Source organism: Microbacterium sp. (assembly GCF_039812165.1).
In the GTDB taxonomy this organism is placed as follows: Bacteria; Actinomycetota; Actinomycetes; order Actinomycetales; family Microbacteriaceae; genus Microbacterium.
This window is the reverse complement of sequence record NZ_JBDIAB010000041.1, coordinates 1-17,764: the sequence shown is the minus strand read 5'-3', so window position 1 is coordinate 17,764 and position 17,764 is coordinate 1. Positions and strand designations below refer to the sequence as shown.

Here is a 17,764-nt window from a genome sequence, read left to right as displayed (position 1 = left end):
CACGAGCTGGTCCTCGGTGAGCCCGGAGTACTTCAGGAAGAGCTGGTACTCCTCGTCGGCGGGGACATCCTCGGCGCGCGTGGCCAGCAGCAGGAACGGCTTCACCAGAGGATTCTATTGGTCGGGCTGCCGTCCCCCGTGCCGTGCTGTCCCACCCGCTCCCGCACTCGCCGGCGCGGCCGCACGAAGTTCGCAGTATCGCGCGAACTTCGCAGAGATCGCCCGAGATCCTCCGAAGCACGTGCGACTCTGCGAGGTTCGTGAGCGGCCGCGGGCGTCGGCCGGCGCGGGGGGAGGATGCCGGGGCGTTGAGGCCCCGGGCGGACCGATCTATCCTGGCGGCAGGGACGGGCACGGCATCCGTCTGAAGCCGGTCCCGGCTCTCACGAGGAGGACCGCACATGTCCACGATCGCCTGGATCGGGCTCGGCCACATGGGCGAGCCGATGACCGCCAACCTCGTCGCCGCGGGGCACACCGTGCGCGGGGTCGACCTCAACCCCGCCGCCGCGGCGGCCGCGGCGTCGCACGGCGTGCGGATCGTCGGCTCGGTCGCCGAGGCGCTCGCGGGCGCCGACGCGTGCTTCACGTCGCTCCCGAAGCCCGAGCACGTGCGGAGCGTCTACGCCGACGGCATCCTGCCCCACGCGGATGCCGCGACCCTGCTGCTCGACACCTCCACCGTCGACGTCGAGACCTCGCGCTGGTGCCATGCCGAGGCGTCGGCGCGGGGGCTCTCGTTCGTCGACGCGCCGATCTCGGGCGGCACCGCCGGCGCCGCCGCGCACACGCTCACGTTCATGCTCGGCGGCCGCCCCGACCACGTCGAGCGCGCGCGCGAGCTCGTCGCCCCGATGGCGGGAGCCGTGATCGCGTGCGGGCCGGCGGGATCGGGCATCGCGGCCAAGCTCGTCAACAACATGATGCTGCTGATCGACGTCATGGCGGTGTCGGAGGGGTCGCAGCTCGCCGAGCAGCTGGGCCTGGACCACCACGTCTTCTACGAGGTCGCGAGCGTCTCGTCGGCGTCGTCGTGGGCGCAGCGGCTGTGGTACCCGGTGCCCGGCGTCGTCGAGACGGCGGCCGCGAACCGCAACTTCGACGCCACGTTCTCGGTCGACCTCGCCCGCAAGGACTGCTCGCTGGCGGTGGCTGCCGCGCACGGCACCGGCGTGCGGATCCCCGCCGCCGAGCTGGCGCTCTCGCAGCTCGACGAGCTCGTCGCCGAAGGCCTCGGGGGCAAGGACTGCACGCTCGTCGCCAGGCTCGCGACCCCCGACGGCGCGCTCCGCGGCTACGACCCCGAGCGCGACCGGGGCTGAGTCGCACGGCGCGCCCGCCGCGGCGGCTCCCGGCGCGCGAGCCGGACTAGCATGGGCCGCAGGAGGTCATCATGGCGATCGCACGACTTCGCGGAGGCCCGCTCGACGGGCAGATCCTTCCCCTGCAGCCCGGCGTGGACGACTCCCTCATCGTCCCCTACGGCGAGGGCCAGCTCGTCTACCACCGGCACGGCGACGACCGGCACACCGGGTCGGGAGACGGGCCCACCGAAGGCCTGTTCGTCTACGTCGAGGCCACCGAGGACATCAACCCCGACCCCGACGGCCGCGACGCGTGACGGTCGATCCGACGGCGGAGCCGGCCCGCTCGCGCGAGATCGAGCTGAAGTTCGACGTCGACGACGCCACACCGCTGCCGGACTGGTCGTCGCTGCCGGGCGTCGCGTCGGTCTCACCGGGCGAGGTGCGCGATCTCGATGCGCGCTACCTCGACACCGAGGCGTTCGACCTCGGCCGTGCCGGCTACGCTCTGCGTCGCCGCACCGGCGGCCCCGACGCGGGCTGGCACATCAAGGGCCCGCGCGGCGCCGACGGCGGGCGCGTCGAGCTCGCGTGGCCGCTGGGGCCGGTCGACGGCGTCCCCGACGCGGTGCGTGCGGCCGTCGACGACCTGACGCGCAAGCCGCTCCGCCCCATTGCGCGCCTGCGCAACACTCGCACCGCGTACGCCCTGCGCGACGCCGCGGGGGGCCTGGTCGCCGAGTTCGTCGACGACCGCGTGGTCGCGACCGACGTCGTGCACGCCGTCGAGACGACGTGGCGGGAGTGGGAGCTCGAGCTCGGCCCCGCAGCGCCGACCGATCACGCCGCGTTCTTCGCCGCGGCGACGGATGCCGTGCGCGCCGCGGGCGGCTGCGAGGCGGCATCCGCGTCGAAGCTCGCCCGCGCCCTCGGCCTCTGAGCCCCGGCTGCCCTCGGAATGCGAACGGCCCCGGGTGCAGCACCCGGGGCCGTTCGCGAGCGAGAACGCGTCACATGTTGATCATGTGGCCGGCCAGGCCGTGGAAGGCCTCCTGCAGCGCCTCGGACAGCGTCGGGTGCGTGTGCACGTTGCGCGCCGCCTCGAGCGCCGTGAGGTCCCACTTCTGCGCGAGCGTCAGCTCGGGGAGGAGCTCCGAGACGTCCGGGCCGATGAGGTGGCCGCCGAGCAGCTCGAGGTGCTCGGCGTCGGCCACCAGCTTCACGAAGCCGATCGGCTCGCCCAGGCCGTTGGCCTTGCCGTTCGCGCTGAACGGGAACTTGGCGACCTTGACGTCGTAGCCGGCGTCGCGCGCCTGCTGCTCGGTGAGGCCGAACGAGGCGACCTGCGGCGAGCAGAACGTCGCGCGGGGCATCATGCGGTAGTCGCCGAGGGTCATGGTCTCGGCCTTGCCGATGGTCTCGGCGGCCACCACGGCCTGCGCCTCGGCCACGTGGGCGAGCTGGAGCTTGGCGGTCACGTCGCCGATCGCGAAGATGTTCGGCACGTTCGTGCGCATGTAGTCGTCGATCTCGATCGCGCCGCGGTCGGTGAGCTTCACCCCGGTCGACTCGAGGCCGTAGCCCTCGACGTTCGGCGCGAAGCCGATCGACATGAGCACCTTGTCGGCCTGGATCGAGCCCTGCGCACCGGTCGCATTCGCGCTGTAGGTCACCGTGACCGACGAGCCGTTGTCGGTGATCGACTCGACCTTGGTCGAGGTGAGGATGTCGATGCCGTACTTCTTGTACTGCTTGGCGATCTCCTTCGAGACCTCGACGTCCTCGTTGGGAAGGGCCCGGTCGAGGAACTCGATGATCGTCACCTTCGTGCCGTAGTTCGACAGCACGAACGCGAACTCCATGCCGATCGCGCCGGCGCCGACGATGACGATCGAGTCGGGGCGGTCGCGCGTGAGGATCTGCTCCTCGAACGTGACGACGTTCGGGCTCAGCTGCACGCCGGGGAGCAGGCGCACCTTCGAGCCGGTCGCGATGATCGCGTTGTCGAACGTGACCTGCTCGGTGGTGCCGTCGGCCTTCTGCACCGAGATGGTGTTCGCGTCGAGGAACGTGCCCCGGCCCTCGTACTCGGTGACCTTGTTCTTCTTCATCAGGAAGTGGATGCCCTTGACGTGGGTGTCCGCGACCTTGCGGCTGCGATCCCACGCCGCGCCGAAGTCGAAGTGCACGTCGCCCGAGATGCCGAACAGGTCGGCCTTGTGCGTGAAGGTGTGCGCCAGGTCGGCGTTCTTCAACAGGGCCTTGGAGGGGATGCAGCCGACGTTGAGACAGACGCCTCCCCAGTACTTCTGCTCGATGATGGCGGTGGACAGTCCGAGCTGCGCACTGCGCACTGCGGCGACATAGCCGCCGGGACCGGCACCGAGGATGACGACGTCGTAGTGGGCCATGGCGACAGCCTAGTGGTCGCGTTCGCGCCGGGCACGCGAGACCACGAGATACAGGATCGCCAGCAGCACGGCCATGCCGACCACGAGCAGCACGACCCACGCGGTGGTCGACGGCTGCGTCTCGGACGCCGCGGCGTCCGCGTCGCCGGCCGCGGCGTCGTCGCTCTCGGCGGGCTGCTGCGCGCTCGCGTCCGGGGCCGGCGCGTCGCCGGATCCGACGGTGAACGCGTACTCGCCGGAGACGGGATGCCCGTCGCTGGAGACCACCTTCCACAGCACCGTCACGGCGCCCGAGGCGGAGCCGTCGAGCTCCTGCGTCACGCGCGTGCCGTCGAGCACGGGGTCGCCGGAGACGAGCGAGGCACCCCCGGCATCCGTCACGGCGATCTCGGTCGCGCCCGGCTCGTCGAGCAGGATGCCGCTGAAGGTCAGCGTGATCGACGCGGGGAGCTCGGCCACGGTGGCGTCGGGGGAGGGATCGGCGCCGAGCAGCTCGTCGTGCGCCGACGCCGCGGTCGCGGGCGCCGCGAGGGCGAGCGCCGCGGCGACCAACGCCGCGGCGGCGAGGCGGATGAGGGAACGCGGGGGGCTCGTCTTCTCGGACATCGCTCTCAGGCTACCGGGAGGCGCCGCGCGTCGCGGCGGTCGCGAGCGCATGACGCGCGTGTGAATTGTCGGCGAGTGCGTGCGCCACCAGGTGACGTGAGGCCGTCCGCGGAGTAGCGTCCCGATCAGCGGCGCGGGCCGCCACGCAGGAAGGGAACCGAGATGGACTCGATGATGATGGACATGATGTCCAAGGACATGATGATGCCGGGCATGGCCGAGATGGACATGGGCATGATGCAGGCGTGCATGGACGCGTGTTCGGCGTGCGAGCAGGCGTGCACGGTCTGTTCGACGCAGGGCATGGACTGCGCGGCCGCGTGCATGAACTGCGCCGACATGTGCAACACGATGATGCGCGCCATGATGCGGATGCAGGGCATGACGCCCGCCGTCATGATGTCGATGCTCGACGCGTGCATGGCGATGTGCCAGCTGTGCATGGACATGTGCATGGCGAACGCCGACATGAGCCCGGTCTGCAAGATGTGCGCGGACGCCTGCCAGGCGTGCATGGACGCCTGCATGGCCATGCGCGACTCGATGATGGCGAGCTGACCCGCCCGGGCCTACGAGGTCAGTGCGACGTTGAACCGCTCGCCCTGACCCACCGCGAGCACGTGGTAGCGCGCGTGCAGCGCCACGGGCGCGCCGGCCGAGACCGACGCCGCGGCTCCGGTCGCGTTCCACAGCGTGAGCGCCGAGCCGTCGTCGAGCGTGCGCACGACGACGACGCCGTCCTGCGCGTCGCTGTGCTCGACGATCGCGTCGACCCACTCGCGCGGCGTCGCCGAGACGAGGCGCGCCTGGATCAGGTGCACGGCGTGACCGGGGGCGAACGACGAGCAGGGTGCGCCCTGCGAGCACATGCACACCGCGGCCTGTCGCGCCGAGACGGGCGTGAGGCGGTCGCGTTGCGTGGACATGCCGCCAGGTTAGGCGGCGGGCGGGAGCGTCGTCCCGCCGTGCGACACACGAGGAAACAAAATGCGCTCCGCGAGGGCCTCCGGATCCGGATCCGGGCGCTGCCGGGGGAGCCCGATCCGTTAGGGTGAGAGGGAAGGAGGACGCCGTGCAGGACAACGCCCAGCCCGCCGACGACATCCGGCGCGACGCCGGTGCCGTGGAGGGCGCCGCCGACACGACGCAGACGTTCGGACACGACTCCGACCTCTCCTTCGTTCCCTTCGGGAGCGAACTGAGCGAGGTCGAATGGGACGCGATCGGCGCGCTGCCGTCGCGCTCCGCGCTGCTGCTGGTCCGCTCGGGACCGACGGCCGGCGCGCGCTACCTGCTCGACGCCGACGTCACGACGGTGGGCCGCCACCCCGAGGCCGACATCTTCTTCGACGACGTGACCGTGTCGCGCCGTCACGCCGAGATCACCCGCACCGGCACGGTCTTCGAGATCGTCGACCAGCGCTCGCTCAACGGCACGTACCTCAACGGCGAGCGCGCCGACCGTGCCGTGCTCACCGACGGCGCCGAGCTGCGCATCGGCAAGTTCCGCCTGAACTTCTTCGTGTCGCCCCTCGACCGACGGCAGGCGGAGGGCGCGTGACCCCGGCCGCATCCTCCCGAGGGCGCGCCACGGCACCGGCCCATCTCAGCATCGGGCAGGTCCTGGCCCGCCTGACGCCCGAGTTCCCCGCGCTGACCGCGAGCAAGCTGCGCTTCCTCGAGGTGCAGGGGATCGTGACCCCGACCCGCACCGAGTCGGGCTACCGCAAGTTCTCGTCGGCCGACGTCGAACGGCTGCGGGTCGCGCTCTCGCTGCAGCGCGACCACTACATGCCGCTCGCCCGCATCCGCGAGTACCTCGACGAGCACGGCACCGACGAGACGGCCGCCGCCGCGGTGCCCCCTTCGATCGTCGCCACGGCGCGCCGCTACCGCCGCACCGAGGTGCTGTCCGCCGCCGGCGCCGCCCCGCAGCTGCTCAGCGACGCCGTGAGCGCGGGGCTCGTCCCCGCGGCCGAGACGTTCGACGAGCGCACCGTGGGGCTCCTCCGCGCCCTCGTGGCGCTGGAGGCCCACGGCATCCAGCCCCGGCACGTGCGCGCGGTGCGGCAGAGCGCCGAGCGCGACGTGGCTCTCATCGAGTCGGCGCTCGCGCCGCTCATGCGCCGGACCGATGCCGCGTCGCGCGGCCGCGCGAACGAGCTGGCCCCCGAGCTGGCCCGGCGCCTGGACGAGCTGCGGGCCGCGTTCGTGCGCGCGGCGCTGGAACGACTGACCAGCTGAGCACGACACGCCGGGGGCTCCGAGCGGATGTCGTTGCCGCGCCGCGGTCCCTGATCTAGCGTGGAGGGACCCGAGGACTTGCAGGAGGCGAAGATGACCGCGCACGACGCGCCGGGCGAACGGCCCTTCGTCACCGACCTGCTGTTCACCGACGGGCTGCCGCAGATGGACGACGAGGTCGGCTATCGCGGCGCGGTCGCCGCCCGCGCGGCCGGCATCACGTACCGTCAGCTCGACTACTGGGCGCGCACCGAGCTGGTCGAGCCCACCGTCCGCGGTGCGAGCGGCTCCGGCTCGCAGCGCCTGTACGGCTTCCGCGACATCCTCGTGCTCAAGCTCGTCAAGCGCCTGCTCGACACCGGCATCTCGCTGCAGCAGATCCGCACCGCGGTCGACCAGCTGCGCGCCGCGGGCATCCGCGATCTCGCCGGCACGACGCTCATGAGCGACGGCGCGTCGGTGTACCTGTGCACGTCGAACGACGAGGTCATCGACCTCGTCAGCCGCGGCCAGGGCGTCTTCGGCATCGCGGTCGGCAAGGTGCTGCGCGAGGTGGAGTCGACGCTCGTCGAGTTCGACCCGCAGGCGCCCGACACCGTCGACGAGCTCGCCGCCCGTCGCGCCGCGCGCTCGGCCTGAGCGCTACGCGCGCGTCTCGCCCGGCTCGGGGATGCGCCCCGTGCGCATGACGCGGTCCAGGAGCGCGTCGAAGTCGGCCGCGAGCTCCTGAGCAGAGTCGCCCGGCCAGATGTGCAGCGGCTTCGCGGCCCCCTGCGCCTGCTGCAGCGACGTGCGCTCGGGCAGCTGCGGCGACAGCACGAGCGGGCCGAACATGTCGCGCAGCTCCTTGATGCGGAACTGGTGCTCGATCGACTGCGGGCGCACGCGGTTGACCACGATGCCCAGCGGCTGCAGGCGCGGGGAGAGGCCGCGACGGATCTCCTCGATCGCGCGGAGGGCCCGGTCGGCGGCGGCGACCGAGAACAGCCCCGGCTCGGTCACGACGATCACGCGGTCGCTCGCAGCCCACGCGGTGCGCGTGAGGGCGTTCAGCGACGGCGCGCAGTCGATCACGACGAGGTCGTAGTCGGCCTCGATCGTGGCGAGGGCCTCCTCGAGCTTCCACACGTCGCGCACGCTCGGGTGCGGACCGTCGAAGTTGATGGCCGAGGGGCTGCCGATCATGACGTCGATCGTGCCCGGATGCACCTTCGCCCAACCGCTCGAGGTGATCGCCTGACGGACGATCTTCTCCTTCGGGTTGGCCAGCACGTCGGCGACGTTGAGCCGTCCGGCGACCTGGATGTCCATGCCCGTCGACACGTCGGACTGGGGGTCCAGATCGACGACGAGCGTGCGGATGCCGCGAGAGAACGCGGCGGACGCGAGACCGAGCGTCACCGTCGTCTTTCCGACGCCGCCCTTCAGGGAGCTGACCGAGAGTACGTGCACGAAGCCTAACGTTACCGTCCCTTAGGCTGAGAGAGTACTCAGCCCCGGTCGATCCGCCCCGACCGAGGGATGTCGCCGAAGACCCGCGAGGTGCTCATGTTCCGCAAGATCCTGGTCGCCAACCGCGGTGAGATCGCGATCCGCGCCTTCCGCGCGGCGTTCGAGCTGGGGGCCCGCACCGTCGCGGTGTACCCCTACGAGGACCGCTTCTCACTGCACCGGCTGAAGGCCGACGAGGCCTACGAGATCGGCACGAAGGGGCACCCCGTGCGGGCGTACCTCGACGTCGCCGAGATCGTCCGCGTCGCCGTCGAGAGCGGGGCGGATGCCATCTACCCCGGCTACGGGTTCCTCTCCGAGAACCCGGAGCTCGCCGCCGAGGCCGAGCGCCACGGCATCGCGTTCATCGGTCCGCCCGCGCGCGTGCTCGAGATGGCCGGCAACAAGGTCACCGCGAAGGAGCACGCGATCGCGGCCGGCGTGCCGGTGCTCGCCTCCACGAACGCCTCGGACGACGTCGACGAGCTGCTCGCGCAGGCCGACGGCATCGGGTTCCCGGTGTTCGTGAAGGCCGTCGCCGGCGGCGGTGGACGCGGCATGCGCCGCGTCGCCCACCCCGCCGAGCTGGCGCCCGCGCTGGCCGAGGCGATGCGCGAGGCGGGCAGCGCCTTCGGCGACGCGCGCGTGTTCCTCGAGCAGGCCGTGCAGCGCCCGCGCCACATCGAGGTGCAGATCCTCGCGGACAAGACCGGCCACACGGTGCACCTCTACGAGCGGGACTGCTCCGTGCAGCGCCGCCACCAGAAGGTCATCGAGATCGCGCCGGCGCCGAACCTCGACGACGGCATCCGCGACGCGCTGCACCGGCACGCGGTCGCGTTCGCCGAGTCGATCGGCTACGAGAACGCCGGCACCGTCGAGTTCCTGCTCGAGACGGCCGGTCCGCGCACGGGCGAGATCGTCTTCATCGAGATGAACCCGCGCATCCAGGTCGAGCACACCGTGACCGAGGAGGTCACCGACGTCGACCTCGTGCAGTCGCAGATGCGGATCGCGGCGGGGGAGACCCTGCACGATCTGGGCCTCGACCAGGACGACATCCACCTGCGCGGCGCGGCGCTGCAGTGCCGCATCACGACCGAGGACCCGGCGCAGGGCTTCCGCCCCGACACCGGCAAGATCACGACCTACCGCTCGCCCGGAGGCGCCGGCATCCGCCTCGACGGCGGCACGACCGCCGCCGGCTCCCAGGTGAGCCCGCACTTCGACTCGATGCTCAGCAAGCTCACCTGCCGCGGCCGCGACTTCCCCGCCGCGGTGCGCCGCTCGCGGCGGGCGCTCGCCGAGTTCCGCATCCGCGGCGTGAGCACGAACATCCCGTTCCTGCAGGCCGTGCTCGACGACCCGGCCTTCTCGGCCGGCGACCTCAGCACCGCGTTCATCGAGGAGCGCCCGCACCTGGTCACCGGGCGCGTCTCGAAGGACCGCGGCTCGAAGATCCTCGGCTGGCTCGCCGACACGACCGTCAACCGGCCGAACGGGGGCAACCCGATCGGCGTCAACCCCCGCGACAAGCTGCCCACCGCCGACCTCACGGCGCCCGCGCCCGCGGGCTCGCGGCAGCGCCTGCGCGAGCTCGGGCCCGCCGGCTTCGCCCGAGCCCTGCGCGAGCAGACCGCGCTCGCGGTCACCGAGACGACGTTCCGCGACGCGCACCAGTCGCTGCTGGCGACGCGCGTGCGCACGAAGGACCTCGTCACCGCCGCCCCGTACGTGGCGCGACTGACCCCGCAGCTGCTGTCGGTCGAGGCGTGGGGCGGCGCGACCTACGACGTCGCGCTGCGCTTCCTCGGCGAGGACCCGTGGGAGCGCCTCGACGCCCTCAACCGGGCGCTGCCGAACATCGCCATCCAGATGCTGCTGCGCGGCCGCAACACGGTCGGCTACACGCCGTACCCGACGCGCGTGACCGACGCGTTCGTCGCCGAGGCCGCCGCGAGCGGCGTCGACGTCTTCCGCATCTTCGACGCCCTCAACGACGTCTCGCAGATGCGCCCCGCGATCGACGCCGTGCTCGAGACCGGCACCGCCGTCGCCGAGGTCGCCGTCTGCTACACCGGCGACCTGTCCGACCCGGGCGAGTCGCTGTACACGCTCGACTACTACCTGCGCCTCGCGGAGCAGATCGTGGATGCCGGCGCGCACGTGCTCGCCGTCAAGGACATGGCGGGACTGCTCCGCCCGGCCGCGGCGTCGCGCCTGGTGACCGCGCTGCGCGAGCGCTTCGACCTGCCGGTGCACGTCCACACGCACGACACCGCGGGCGGTCAGCTGGCGACGCTGCTGGCCGCGAGCGCGGCCGGCGCCGACGCGGTGGACGCGGCATCCGCCCCCATGGCGGGCACGACCAGCCAGCCGTCGCTGTCGGCCCTCGTCGCGGCCCTCGCGCACACCGACCGCGACACCGGCCTGAGCCTCGCCGCGGTGAGCGACCTGGAGCCGTACTGGGAGGCCGTGCGCCACCTGTACCGGCCGTTCGAGTCGGGCCTTCCCGGACCCACGGGCCGCGTCTACCGGCACGAGATCCCGGGCGGGCAGCTGTCGAACCTGCGGCAGCAGGCGATCGCGCTGGGCCTGGCCGACGACTTCGAGCTCATCGAGGACATGTACGCCGCGGCCGACGCGATCCTCGGCCGAGTGCCGAAGGTGACGCCGTCGTCGAAGGTCGTCGGCGACCTCGCGCTGCACCTCACCGCGGTGCACGCCGACCCCGCCGACTTCGAGGCGCACCCGGAGAAGTACGACGTGCCCGACTCGGTGGTCGGCTTCATGGCCGGCGAGCTGGGCGACCTGCCGGGCGGCTGGCCCGAGCCGTTCCGGACGAAGGTGCTCGCGGGCCGCACGGCGAAGGTCGCCTCGGCCGAGATCACCGACGACGAGTCCGCGGCGCTCGAGGCCGACTCGGCGACGCGCCGGCACACGCTCAACACCCTGCTGTTCCCCGCGCCGACGAAGATCTTCCGCGAGGTGCGCGAGGCCTACGGCGATCTCAGCGCGCTCGACACCGCCGACTACCTCTACGGACTGGTGCCGGGCGCCGAGCACGTCGTCGAGATCGACCGCGGCGTGCAGCTGTACGTGGGGCTCGAGGCGATCGGCGAGGCCGACGACAAGGGCATGCGCACCGTCATGGCGACCCTCAACGGGCAGCTCCGCCCGGTGTTCGTGCGCGACCGGAGCGTCGCCGTCGACGCCCGCACGGTGGAGAAGGCCGACACGTCCAAGCCCGGCCAGGTGGCGGCGCCCTTCTCGGGCGTCGTGACACTCAAGGCCGCCGTGGGCGAGACCGTGACGGCGGGCCAGCCGGTGGCGTCGATCGAGGCGATGAAGATGGAGGCGGCGATCGCCGCGCCCGTCGACGGGGTCGTCGAGCGGCTCGCGATCCCGGGCACGGCGCCGGTGGAGGCGGGAGATCTTTTGCTGGTCGTGCGTCCGGCGAAGTAACCTGGGGCGTTGGCTCCGCCAACACCCGGGAACCCGAACCCTGGAGTGAACGCCATGACCCTCGAACGCTATGACCTGATTCCGGATGCCGCGCCGGAGGACGACGGGCTCGTCGAGCTCGCCGTCCTGCCCGAGCTCGTCCGCATCGACACCGCCGCCATCGACATCGTCGGCGGCACCACGCAGCAGATCGACGTCGCCCTGTCCGCCTTCCTGGAGGACGCCGAGCCCGTCGACGACGCCGACGTGGTGCGCGACGACGACATCCACCTCGACGAGCAGCCGCTCGCCCCGGCGTCCGCCCGCGAGGCGGCCGTGGCCATCGACGAAGGGCTGCACACCTGACGATGACCGTCCGCCCGATCCGCCTGTTCGGCGACCCCGTCCTGCGCACGCCGTGCGCGTCGATCGAGGAGATCGACGACGGCATCCGCGCCCTCGTGCGCGACCTCGTCGACTCGGTGGAGCCGCCCGGGCGGGCGGGGGTGGCCGCGCCGCAGATCGGCGTGGGCCTGCGCGCGTTCAGCTACAACATCGACGGCGACATCGGGTACGTGCTCAACCCCGTGCTGGTCGAGGTCTCGGGCGAGCCCGAGCTCGTCGGCGAGGGCTGCCTGTCGGTGCCCGGCCTCTGGCACGAGGCGCTGCGACACCCGCGCGCGAAGGTCGTCGGCATCGACCTCGACGGCCAGGAGGTCGTGCTCGAGGGCGAGGGCCTGCTCGCCCAGGCGCTGCAGCACGAGACCGACCACCTCGACGGCAGGCTCTACCTCGACCGCCTGCCCACCGAGAGCAGGCGCCTCGCGATGCGACAGATCCGCGAGAGCGACTGGTTCTGACCCGCTGACCGTCGGCGCGGACGCGAACCGGGCTCAGCCCAGCGGCGTCGTCGTCGTGCTCGTCGGGATGTTGTAGATCTCGTCGATCTCGCCGGCGAAGTCGTCGAGGATGACGTTGCGCTTGATGCTCATCTTCGGCGTCAGGTGCCCGCTCGCCTCGGTCCACTCCGTGCCGAGGATCGTGAACTTGCGGATCGACTCGGCGCGCGAGACGTTCTTGTTCGCCTCGTCGATCGCCCGCTGCACCTCGGCGCGCACCTTGTCGTTCTTCGCGGCATCCGCGAGCGACAGATCGGCCGGCAGGTCGTTGTTCGACAGCCACGTGGGCAGCATCTCGGGGTCGAGCGTGACGAGCGCCGCGATGAACGGCTTCTGATCGCCCACGACCACCACCTGGCCGACGATCGGGTTCGCCCGGATGGGATCCTCCAGTGCGGCGGGGGAGACGTTCTTGCCGCCGGCGGTGACGATGATCTCCTTCTTGCGGCCGGTGATCGTGAGGAAGCCCTCGCCGTCGAACGAGCCCAGGTCGCCGGTGCGGAACCAGTCGCCGTCGAACGCCGCGGCGGTCGCCTCGGGGTTGCGCCAGTACTCCTTGAACACGTTGATGCCGCGCACCTCGATCTCGCCGTCGTCGGCGAGCCGGATGCCGACGCCCGGCAGCGCCGGGCCGACCGTGCCGATCTTCGACTTGCGCGCCAGGTTCACCGTGGCCGGCGCGGTGGTCTCGGTGAGGCCGTAGCCCTCCAGGATCACGACGCCCAGGCTGTGGAAGAAGTGCCCGAGACGCGGCCCGAGCGGGGCGGAGCCCGACACCGCGTACACGACCTTGCCGCCCATGGCGGCGCGGAGCTTGCTGTACACGAGGCGGTCGAAGAGCGCGAACTTCAGCCGCAGGCCGAGCGGGACCTTCTTGCCCTCCTCGAGCAGCTGCGAGTGCTCGACCGCCGCGCGCGCCGCGGTGCGGAAGATCTTGCCCTTGCCGCCCGCCTCGGCCTTCTGCTCGGCAGAGTTGTAGACCTTCTCGAACACGCGCGGCACCGCGAGCAGGAACGTGGGCTGGAAGGAGCCGAGCGCGGGCAGGAGCTGCTTCGTGTCGGGCTGGTGCCCGGTCTTCACGCCGGCGTGGATGTCGAGGATCGAGATGAAGCGCGCGAACACGTGCGCGGTCGTGATGAACAGCAGCGTCGACGCGCCGGGCGTGGAGACCACCTCGTGCAGCGCCTTCGCGGAGTTGCGGGTGAGCTCGACGAAGTTGCTGTGCGTCAGCACGCAGCCCTTGGGACGGCCGGTCGAGCCCGACGTGTAGATGAGCGTCGCGATGTCGCCGCCGACCGCGATGCCGCGGCGGCGCTCGATCTCGTCGTCGGGCACCGACTCGCCCTTCGCGCGCAGCGCGTCGAGGTCCTTCGCGGCCATCGTCCACACCTCGCGCACGAGCGGCACGTCGGAGCGCACCTGCGCGATGCGCTCGGCGTGCTCGGCCGACTCGGCGATGACGGCGACGGCGCCGGAGTCCTCCAGGATCCACTGGATCTGGGCGGGCGAGCTCGTCTCGTAGATCGGGACCATGACGGCCCCGGCGAAGAACAGCCCGAAGTCGACGAGGGTCCACTCGTAGGTCGTGCGCGCGATGAAGCCGACCTTGTCGCCGGGCTCGATGCCGCCCGCGACGAAGCCCTTCGCGAGGGCGACGACCTCGCGCAGGAACGCGGCGGCGGTCACGTCGCGCCAGCCGGCGCCGTCGGGGACGGCGAACAGCGCGAGCGACGGAGTCGCCTTCACCCGCTCCACGAGCAGGTCGGTGACGTTGGCCTGCGGGTCGGCAGGGACGACGGCGGGAACTTCGAACTGTGCCACGGCAACTCCTTCGGTACCGGTCGGGTTCTCCGGGGGCGTGGCTAGAGTCTAACCGTTGGTGTGCGCGCCATCTTGGTGGCATTGTGTTGCCACGATGTTCTACTGGTTCATGAAGTACGTGGTCATCGGGCCGATCGTGAAGGCGATCTTCCGCCCGTGGATCGTCGGTCGCACCAACGTCCCGGTCACGGGGGCGGCGATCCTCGCCAGCAATCACCTCTCGGTGAGCGACTCGATCTTCCTGCCGCTCATGATCGACCGGCCCGTGACCTTCCTCGCCAAGAGCGACTACTTCACCGGCAAGGGCGTCAAGGGGTGGGCGACGCGCGTCTTCATGAAGGCGACCGGCCAGCTGCCGATCGACCGCACCGGGGGGAAGGCGTCCGAGGCATCCCTCAACACGGGTCTGCAGGTGCTCGGTCGCGGCGACCTCCTCGGCATCTACCCGGAGGGCACGCGCAGCCCGGACGGCCGGCTCTACCGCGGGCGCACGGGCCTGGCCCGCATGGCCCTCGAGGCGCGCGTCCCGGTGATCCCGGTCGCGATGGTCGACACCGGCGCCGTCATGCCCATCGGCCGGAGGGTGCCGCGCATCGGCCGCGTCGGCATGATCATCGGCGAGCCGCTGGACTTCTCGCGCTTCCAGGGGATGGAGGGCGACCGCTACATCCTCCGCTCGGTCACCGACGAGATCATGGTCGCCCTGCAGCGGCTGGGCGAGCAGGAGTACCGAGACGTCTACGCCTCCACGGTGAAGGACCGTCTGCCCAAGGGCTCGCGCTGACCGCGCTCGCGGCGGGCCGCGCGGCGATGCCGAGGTGACCGAGGCGTGATGGGGTGACCGGCCGCAGAGGCCCGGTGGTGAGGCGACCTCACGCTAGACTGAACGGATGCCCGCCCTGCACGACAGCCTCGATCACTGGCGCACGCTGCCCATCAAGCAGCAGCCGACCTGGACCGACCCGGACGCCGTCGCCGCGGCATCCGCCGAGATCGCGGGACTCCCGCCGCTCGTGTTCGCCGGCGAGGTCGACCTGCTGCGCGAGCGCCTCGCCCGCGCCGCCTCCGGCCGGGCGTTCCTGCTGCAGGGCGGCGACTGCGCCGAGACCTTCGCGGGCGCGACGGCCGAGCAGATCCGCAACCGCATCAAGACCGTGCTGCAGATGGCGGTCGTGCTGACCTACGGCGCGTCGATGCCCGTCGTCAAGATGGGCCGCATGGCGGGGCAGTTCGCCAAGCCGCGCTCCAGCGACACCGAGACGCGCGGCGACGTGACCCTGCCCGCCTACCGCGGCGACATCGTCAACGGCTACGACTTCACCGAGGGGTCGCGCCACGCCGACCCGCAGCGGCTGCTGAAGGGCTACCACACGGCGGCATCGACCCTGAACCTCATCCGCGCGTTCACGCAGGGCGGCTTCGCCGACCTCCGCGAGGTGCACTCGTGGAACAAGGGCTTCGCGCAGAACCCCGCCAACCAGCGCTACGAGCGCCTGGCGGGCGAGATCGACCGCGCCATCAAGTTCATGGAGGCCGCCGGCGCCGACTTCGAGGAGCTGCGCCGCGTCGAGTTCTACACCGGCCACGAGGGCCTGCTGATGGACTACGAGCGGCCCATGACGCGCATCGACTCGCGCACCGGCACGCCCTACAACACGTCGGCGCACTTCCTGTGGATCGGCGAGCGCACGCGCGAGCTCGACGGCGCGCACGTCGACTACTTCTCGCGCATCCGCAACCCCATCGGCGTCAAGCTCGGGCCCACCACGGCGCCCGAGACGGTGCTGGAGCTCATCGACCGGCTCGACCCCGACCGCGAGCCCGGCCGCCTCACGTTCATCACGCGCATGGGCGCGGGCAAGATCCGCGACGCGCTGCCGCCGCTGCTGCAGGCGGTGCGCGACGCCGGGGCCACCCCGCTGTGGGTCACCGACCCCATGCACGGCAACGGCATCACGTCGGCGACCGGCTACAAGACCCGCCGCTTCGACGACGTCGTCGACGAGGTGCGCGGCTTCTTCGACGCGCACCGCGCGGTGGGGACGTTCCCCGGCGGCATCCACGTCGAGCTCACCGGCGACGACGTCACGGAGTGCCTGGGCGGCTCGGAGATGATCGACGAGGACTCGCTCGCGACGCGCTACGAGTCGCTGTGCGACCCGCGCCTGAACCACCGGCAGAGCCTGGAGCTGGCCTTCCTCGTGGCCGAGGAGCTCGAGAAGCGCTAGTCGCCGCCCCCCGCGCCCCGGCGCGAGACCGCGCTTGTGTACGCTTCTTCCGGCGTTTCGCGGTGCTTTTCGTGACACAGGCGAGGTCTCGCGGCGGGGGTGTGGATGGATCACACACGGAGACCGGCGCGCGGGCCAAGATCGGGGGATGCCACGACCGACGTCACCACTTCCGCACCCGCTGCGCGATCGGCCCTTCACCTACCGCGAGGCCGTCGACAGAGGCGTGAACAGGCGTCGGCTCGCTCACGGCGACGTCACGCATCCACACCGCGGGGTCTACGTGGCGGCGATGCCGGAGCAGGGGTACGAACGGTGCCTCGCCGCCGTGCCGCTCCTCGGGGATCGGCGCTGGTTCAGCCACGTGACGGCCGCGCGGCTGTGGGGCATCCCGCTGCCGTTCGACGCGGCGGGCGATGACCCGCTGCACGTCCTCGCGCTGCCCGGAGCGGAGCCCATCCGACGCCCCGGGTTCGTCGGGTGGGAGACCGCCGCGCCGCCGGAGCGCGTCATCCACGCGGGACTACCGATCATCGCACCCGCGGCGGTATGGGCGCAGCTGTGCGTGCCGGGCGCGACGGGACAGGACCGCACGACGGGTCGCCGCCTCGCGCTGTCGCAGGAGTGGCTGGTGGTCGCCGGGGACTTCCTGCTGACGGGACCGCGAACGGCCGGCCGGCGAACCCCGCTGTGCACGCTCGACGACCTGGTGGATGCGGTGTGGGCTCACCGGGGAAAGCGCGGAGCGAAGGCGCTGACCTGCGCGCTCGCCCAGGTGCGCCGCGGCCCCCAGTCGCCGCGCGAGAGCCTGCTCCGGCTCGCCCTGGTCGCGTGCGGGCTGCCCGAGCCGGCCGTGCAGCCCGCCGTGCTCACTGCGGCGGGCATCCGGCATCCGGATCTCGGCTACCTCGAAGCGCGTGTGCTGATCGAGTATCAGGGCGATCACCATCGCACCGACCGCCGGCAGTGGCGCGAGGACCTCGTCCGGCGACAGCTGTTCGAAGACGCCGGACACCGCGTGATCGAAGTCGCCGCGGACGTCTTCGACGACGGATGCCACGCCCTCGCGCAGCGCGTGCGCCGTGCCCTCCTCCGCGTCTAAGCCCCCGCCCGCCCCCCGCGCGAAACCTCGCGTATGTCACGAAAAGCCCGCAAAAACGCGCAAAAGGCGTACATAGCGGAGGTCTCGCGCAGGGGCGGGCGGGCTGCCGGCGTCAGCCGGTGACGCGCAGGCTGATCGTGGTGCCCTTGGGCTGGAGCGAGCCCGGCGACGGGTCGGTGCTCGCGACCGTGAAGATGTCCCAGAGGATGTTCTC

General features: G+C 71.8%; 18 protein-coding genes and 1 pseudogene. 12 read left to right on the top strand and 7 right to left on the bottom strand.

Features of this window, described 5'->3' with window-relative positions; all coding sequences use genetic code 11:
* Positions 1–105 (bottom strand): annotated as a pseudogene (locus WML84_RS05570) (glutamine amidotransferase); the annotation flags it as partial.
* 296 nt (positions 106–401) lie between these two features.
* Between WML84_RS05570 and WML84_RS05565 the strand changes: the two are divergent.
* The 3 genes from WML84_RS05565 (at position 402) to WML84_RS05555 (ending at position 2,244) form a co-directional block, all read left to right on the top strand.
* Entirely contained in the window at positions 402–1,322 is a 921-nt protein-coding gene (locus WML84_RS05565) for an NAD(P)-binding domain-containing protein (protein WP_347345150.1), read from the top strand.
* Between the two features lie 71 nt (positions 1,323–1,393).
* Positions 1,394–1,621 carry a response regulator gene (locus tag WML84_RS05560; protein WP_347345149.1) on the top strand — a complete coding sequence of 76 codons (228 nt, stop codon included), beginning with the start codon at positions 1,394–1,396 and terminating at the stop codon, positions 1,619–1,621.
* Positions 1,618–2,244, top strand: coding sequence for a CYTH domain-containing protein (locus WML84_RS05555; RefSeq protein WP_347345148.1), 627 nt, complete (start codon positions 1,618–1,620; stop codon positions 2,242–2,244). The genes WML84_RS05560 and WML84_RS05555 overlap by 4 nt, the downstream gene beginning before the upstream one ends.
* Positions 2,245–2,314: 70 nt before the next feature.
* On the opposite strand, the gene lpdA is transcribed toward WML84_RS05555, so the two are convergent.
* From lpdA to WML84_RS05535, 4 genes are all read right to left on the bottom strand, one after another.
* Positions 2,315–3,715, bottom strand: a complete 1,401-nt coding sequence (gene lpdA / locus WML84_RS05550; RefSeq protein WP_347345147.1) for a dihydrolipoyl dehydrogenase — start codon at positions 3,713–3,715, stop codon at positions 2,315–2,317.
* 9 nt (positions 3,716–3,724) lie between these two features.
* On the bottom strand, positions 3,725–4,321 hold the full coding sequence (locus WML84_RS05545; RefSeq protein WP_347345146.1) for a copper resistance CopC family protein: 597 nt from the start codon (positions 4,319–4,321) through the stop codon (positions 3,725–3,727).
* Positions 4,322–4,446: 125 nt separating this feature from the next.
* Positions 4,447–4,854 carry a hypothetical protein gene (locus tag WML84_RS05540; protein ID WP_347345145.1) on the bottom strand — a complete coding sequence of 136 codons (408 nt, stop codon included), beginning with the start codon at positions 4,852–4,854 and terminating at the stop codon, positions 4,447–4,449.
* A 36-nt stretch (positions 4,855–4,890) separates the two neighbouring features.
* Positions 4,891–5,247, bottom strand: a complete 357-nt coding sequence (locus WML84_RS05535; RefSeq protein ID WP_347345144.1) for a hypothetical protein — start codon at positions 5,245–5,247, stop codon at positions 4,891–4,893.
* 146 nt (positions 5,248–5,393) lie between these two features.
* Between WML84_RS05535 and WML84_RS05530 the strand changes: the two genes are divergently transcribed.
* The 3 genes from WML84_RS05530 (at position 5,394) to WML84_RS05520 (ending at position 7,204) form a co-directional block, all read left to right on the top strand.
* A complete protein-coding gene (locus WML84_RS05530) occupies positions 5,394–5,882 on the top strand; it encodes an FHA domain-containing protein (protein WP_347345143.1) in 489 nt (162 codons plus the stop codon).
* Positions 5,879–6,565: a MerR family transcriptional regulator gene (locus tag WML84_RS05525; RefSeq protein WP_347345142.1), complete on the top strand. Its 687-nt coding sequence runs from the start codon at positions 5,879–5,881 to the stop codon at positions 6,563–6,565. Before WML84_RS05530 ends, WML84_RS05525 begins: the two co-directional genes overlap by 4 nt.
* A gap of 93 nt (positions 6,566–6,658) precedes the next feature.
* Complete coding sequence (locus WML84_RS05520) at positions 6,659–7,204, top strand: MerR family transcriptional regulator (RefSeq protein ID WP_347345141.1); 546 nt, start codon at positions 6,659–6,661, stop codon at positions 7,202–7,204.
* A 3-nt stretch (positions 7,205–7,207) separates the two neighbouring features.
* On the opposite strand, the gene WML84_RS05515 is transcribed toward WML84_RS05520, so the two are convergent.
* Positions 7,208–8,017 (bottom strand): ParA family protein, encoded by an 810-nt coding sequence (locus tag WML84_RS05515; protein ID WP_347345140.1) that lies wholly within the window; start codon positions 8,015–8,017, stop codon positions 7,208–7,210.
* A gap of 96 nt (positions 8,018–8,113) precedes the next feature.
* Between WML84_RS05515 and WML84_RS05510 the strand changes: the two genes are divergently transcribed.
* From WML84_RS05510 to WML84_RS05500, 3 genes are read left to right on the top strand one after another with little or no spacing between them, the layout of a single operon-like run.
* Positions 8,114–11,521, top strand: a complete 3,408-nt coding sequence (locus WML84_RS05510) for a pyruvate carboxylase (RefSeq protein ID WP_347345151.1) — start codon at positions 8,114–8,116, stop codon at positions 11,519–11,521.
* 54 nt (positions 11,522–11,575) lie between these two features.
* Complete coding sequence (locus WML84_RS05505; RefSeq protein ID WP_347345139.1) at positions 11,576–11,866, top strand: hypothetical protein; 291 nt, start codon at positions 11,576–11,578, stop codon at positions 11,864–11,866.
* Between the two features lie 2 nt (positions 11,867–11,868).
* On the top strand, positions 11,869–12,360 hold the full coding sequence (locus WML84_RS05500; protein WP_347345138.1) for a peptide deformylase: 492 nt from the start codon (positions 11,869–11,871) through the stop codon (positions 12,358–12,360).
* A gap of 33 nt (positions 12,361–12,393) precedes the next feature.
* On the opposite strand, the gene WML84_RS05495 is transcribed toward WML84_RS05500, so the two are convergent.
* Complete coding sequence (locus WML84_RS05495; protein WP_347345137.1) at positions 12,394–14,220, bottom strand: long-chain fatty acid--CoA ligase; 1,827 nt, start codon at positions 14,218–14,220, stop codon at positions 12,394–12,396.
* Between the two features lie 94 nt (positions 14,221–14,314).
* On the opposite strand from WML84_RS05495, the gene WML84_RS05490 reads away from it, so the two are divergent.
* The 3 genes from WML84_RS05490 to WML84_RS05480 all read left to right on the top strand — a co-directional run bounded on the left by WML84_RS05490 (position 14,315) and on the right by WML84_RS05480 (position 17,550).
* Complete coding sequence (locus WML84_RS05490; RefSeq protein WP_347345136.1) at positions 14,315–15,004, top strand: lysophospholipid acyltransferase family protein; 690 nt, start codon at positions 14,315–14,317, stop codon at positions 15,002–15,004.
* A 106-nt stretch (positions 15,005–15,110) separates the two neighbouring features.
* Positions 15,111–16,448, top strand: coding sequence for a 3-deoxy-7-phosphoheptulonate synthase class II (locus WML84_RS05485; protein ID WP_347345135.1), 1,338 nt, complete (start codon positions 15,111–15,113; stop codon positions 16,446–16,448).
* A gap of 226 nt (positions 16,449–16,674) precedes the next feature.
* Positions 16,675–17,550 carry a hypothetical protein gene (locus WML84_RS05480; RefSeq protein WP_347345134.1) on the top strand — a complete coding sequence of 292 codons (876 nt, stop codon included), beginning with the start codon at positions 16,675–16,677 and terminating at the stop codon, positions 17,548–17,550.
* The last annotated feature ends 214 nt before the right edge of the window (positions 17,551–17,764 follow it).

Excerpts from the sequence above, each read along its gene's own strand:
- WML84_RS05565 (WP_347345150.1), top strand. The coding sequence starts at position 402 with ATGTCCACGATCGCCTGGATCGGGCTCGGCCACATGGGCGAGCCGATG.
- WML84_RS05540 (WP_347345145.1), bottom strand. The coding sequence starts at position 4,854 with ATGGCCATGCAGGCGTCCATGCACGCCTGGCAGGCGTCCGCGCACATC.
- WML84_RS05520 (WP_347345141.1), top strand. The coding sequence starts at position 6,659 with ATGACCGCGCACGACGCGCCGGGCGAACGGCCCTTCGTCACCGACCTG.
- WML84_RS05560 (WP_347345149.1), top strand. The coding sequence starts at position 1,394 with ATGGCGATCGCACGACTTCGCGGAGGCCCGCTCGACGGGCAGATCCTT.
- WML84_RS05485 (WP_347345135.1), top strand. The coding sequence starts at position 15,111 with ATGCCCGCCCTGCACGACAGCCTCGATCACTGGCGCACGCTGCCCATC.
- lpdA (WP_347345147.1), bottom strand. The coding sequence starts at position 3,715 with ATGGCCCACTACGACGTCGTCATCCTCGGTGCCGGTCCCGGCGGCTAT.
- WML84_RS05505 (WP_347345139.1), top strand. The coding sequence starts at position 11,576 with ATGACCCTCGAACGCTATGACCTGATTCCGGATGCCGCGCCGGAGGAC.
- WML84_RS05490 (WP_347345136.1), top strand. The coding sequence starts at position 14,315 with ATGTTCTACTGGTTCATGAAGTACGTGGTCATCGGGCCGATCGTGAAG.
- WML84_RS05510 (WP_347345151.1), top strand. The coding sequence starts at position 8,114 with ATGTTCCGCAAGATCCTGGTCGCCAACCGCGGTGAGATCGCGATCCGC.
- WML84_RS05535 (WP_347345144.1), bottom strand. The coding sequence starts at position 5,247 with ATGTCCACGCAACGCGACCGCCTCACGCCCGTCTCGGCGCGACAGGCC.
- WML84_RS05545 (WP_347345146.1), bottom strand. The coding sequence starts at position 4,321 with ATGTCCGAGAAGACGAGCCCCCCGCGTTCCCTCATCCGCCTCGCCGCC.
- WML84_RS05500 (WP_347345138.1), top strand. The coding sequence starts at position 11,869 with ATGACCGTCCGCCCGATCCGCCTGTTCGGCGACCCCGTCCTGCGCACG.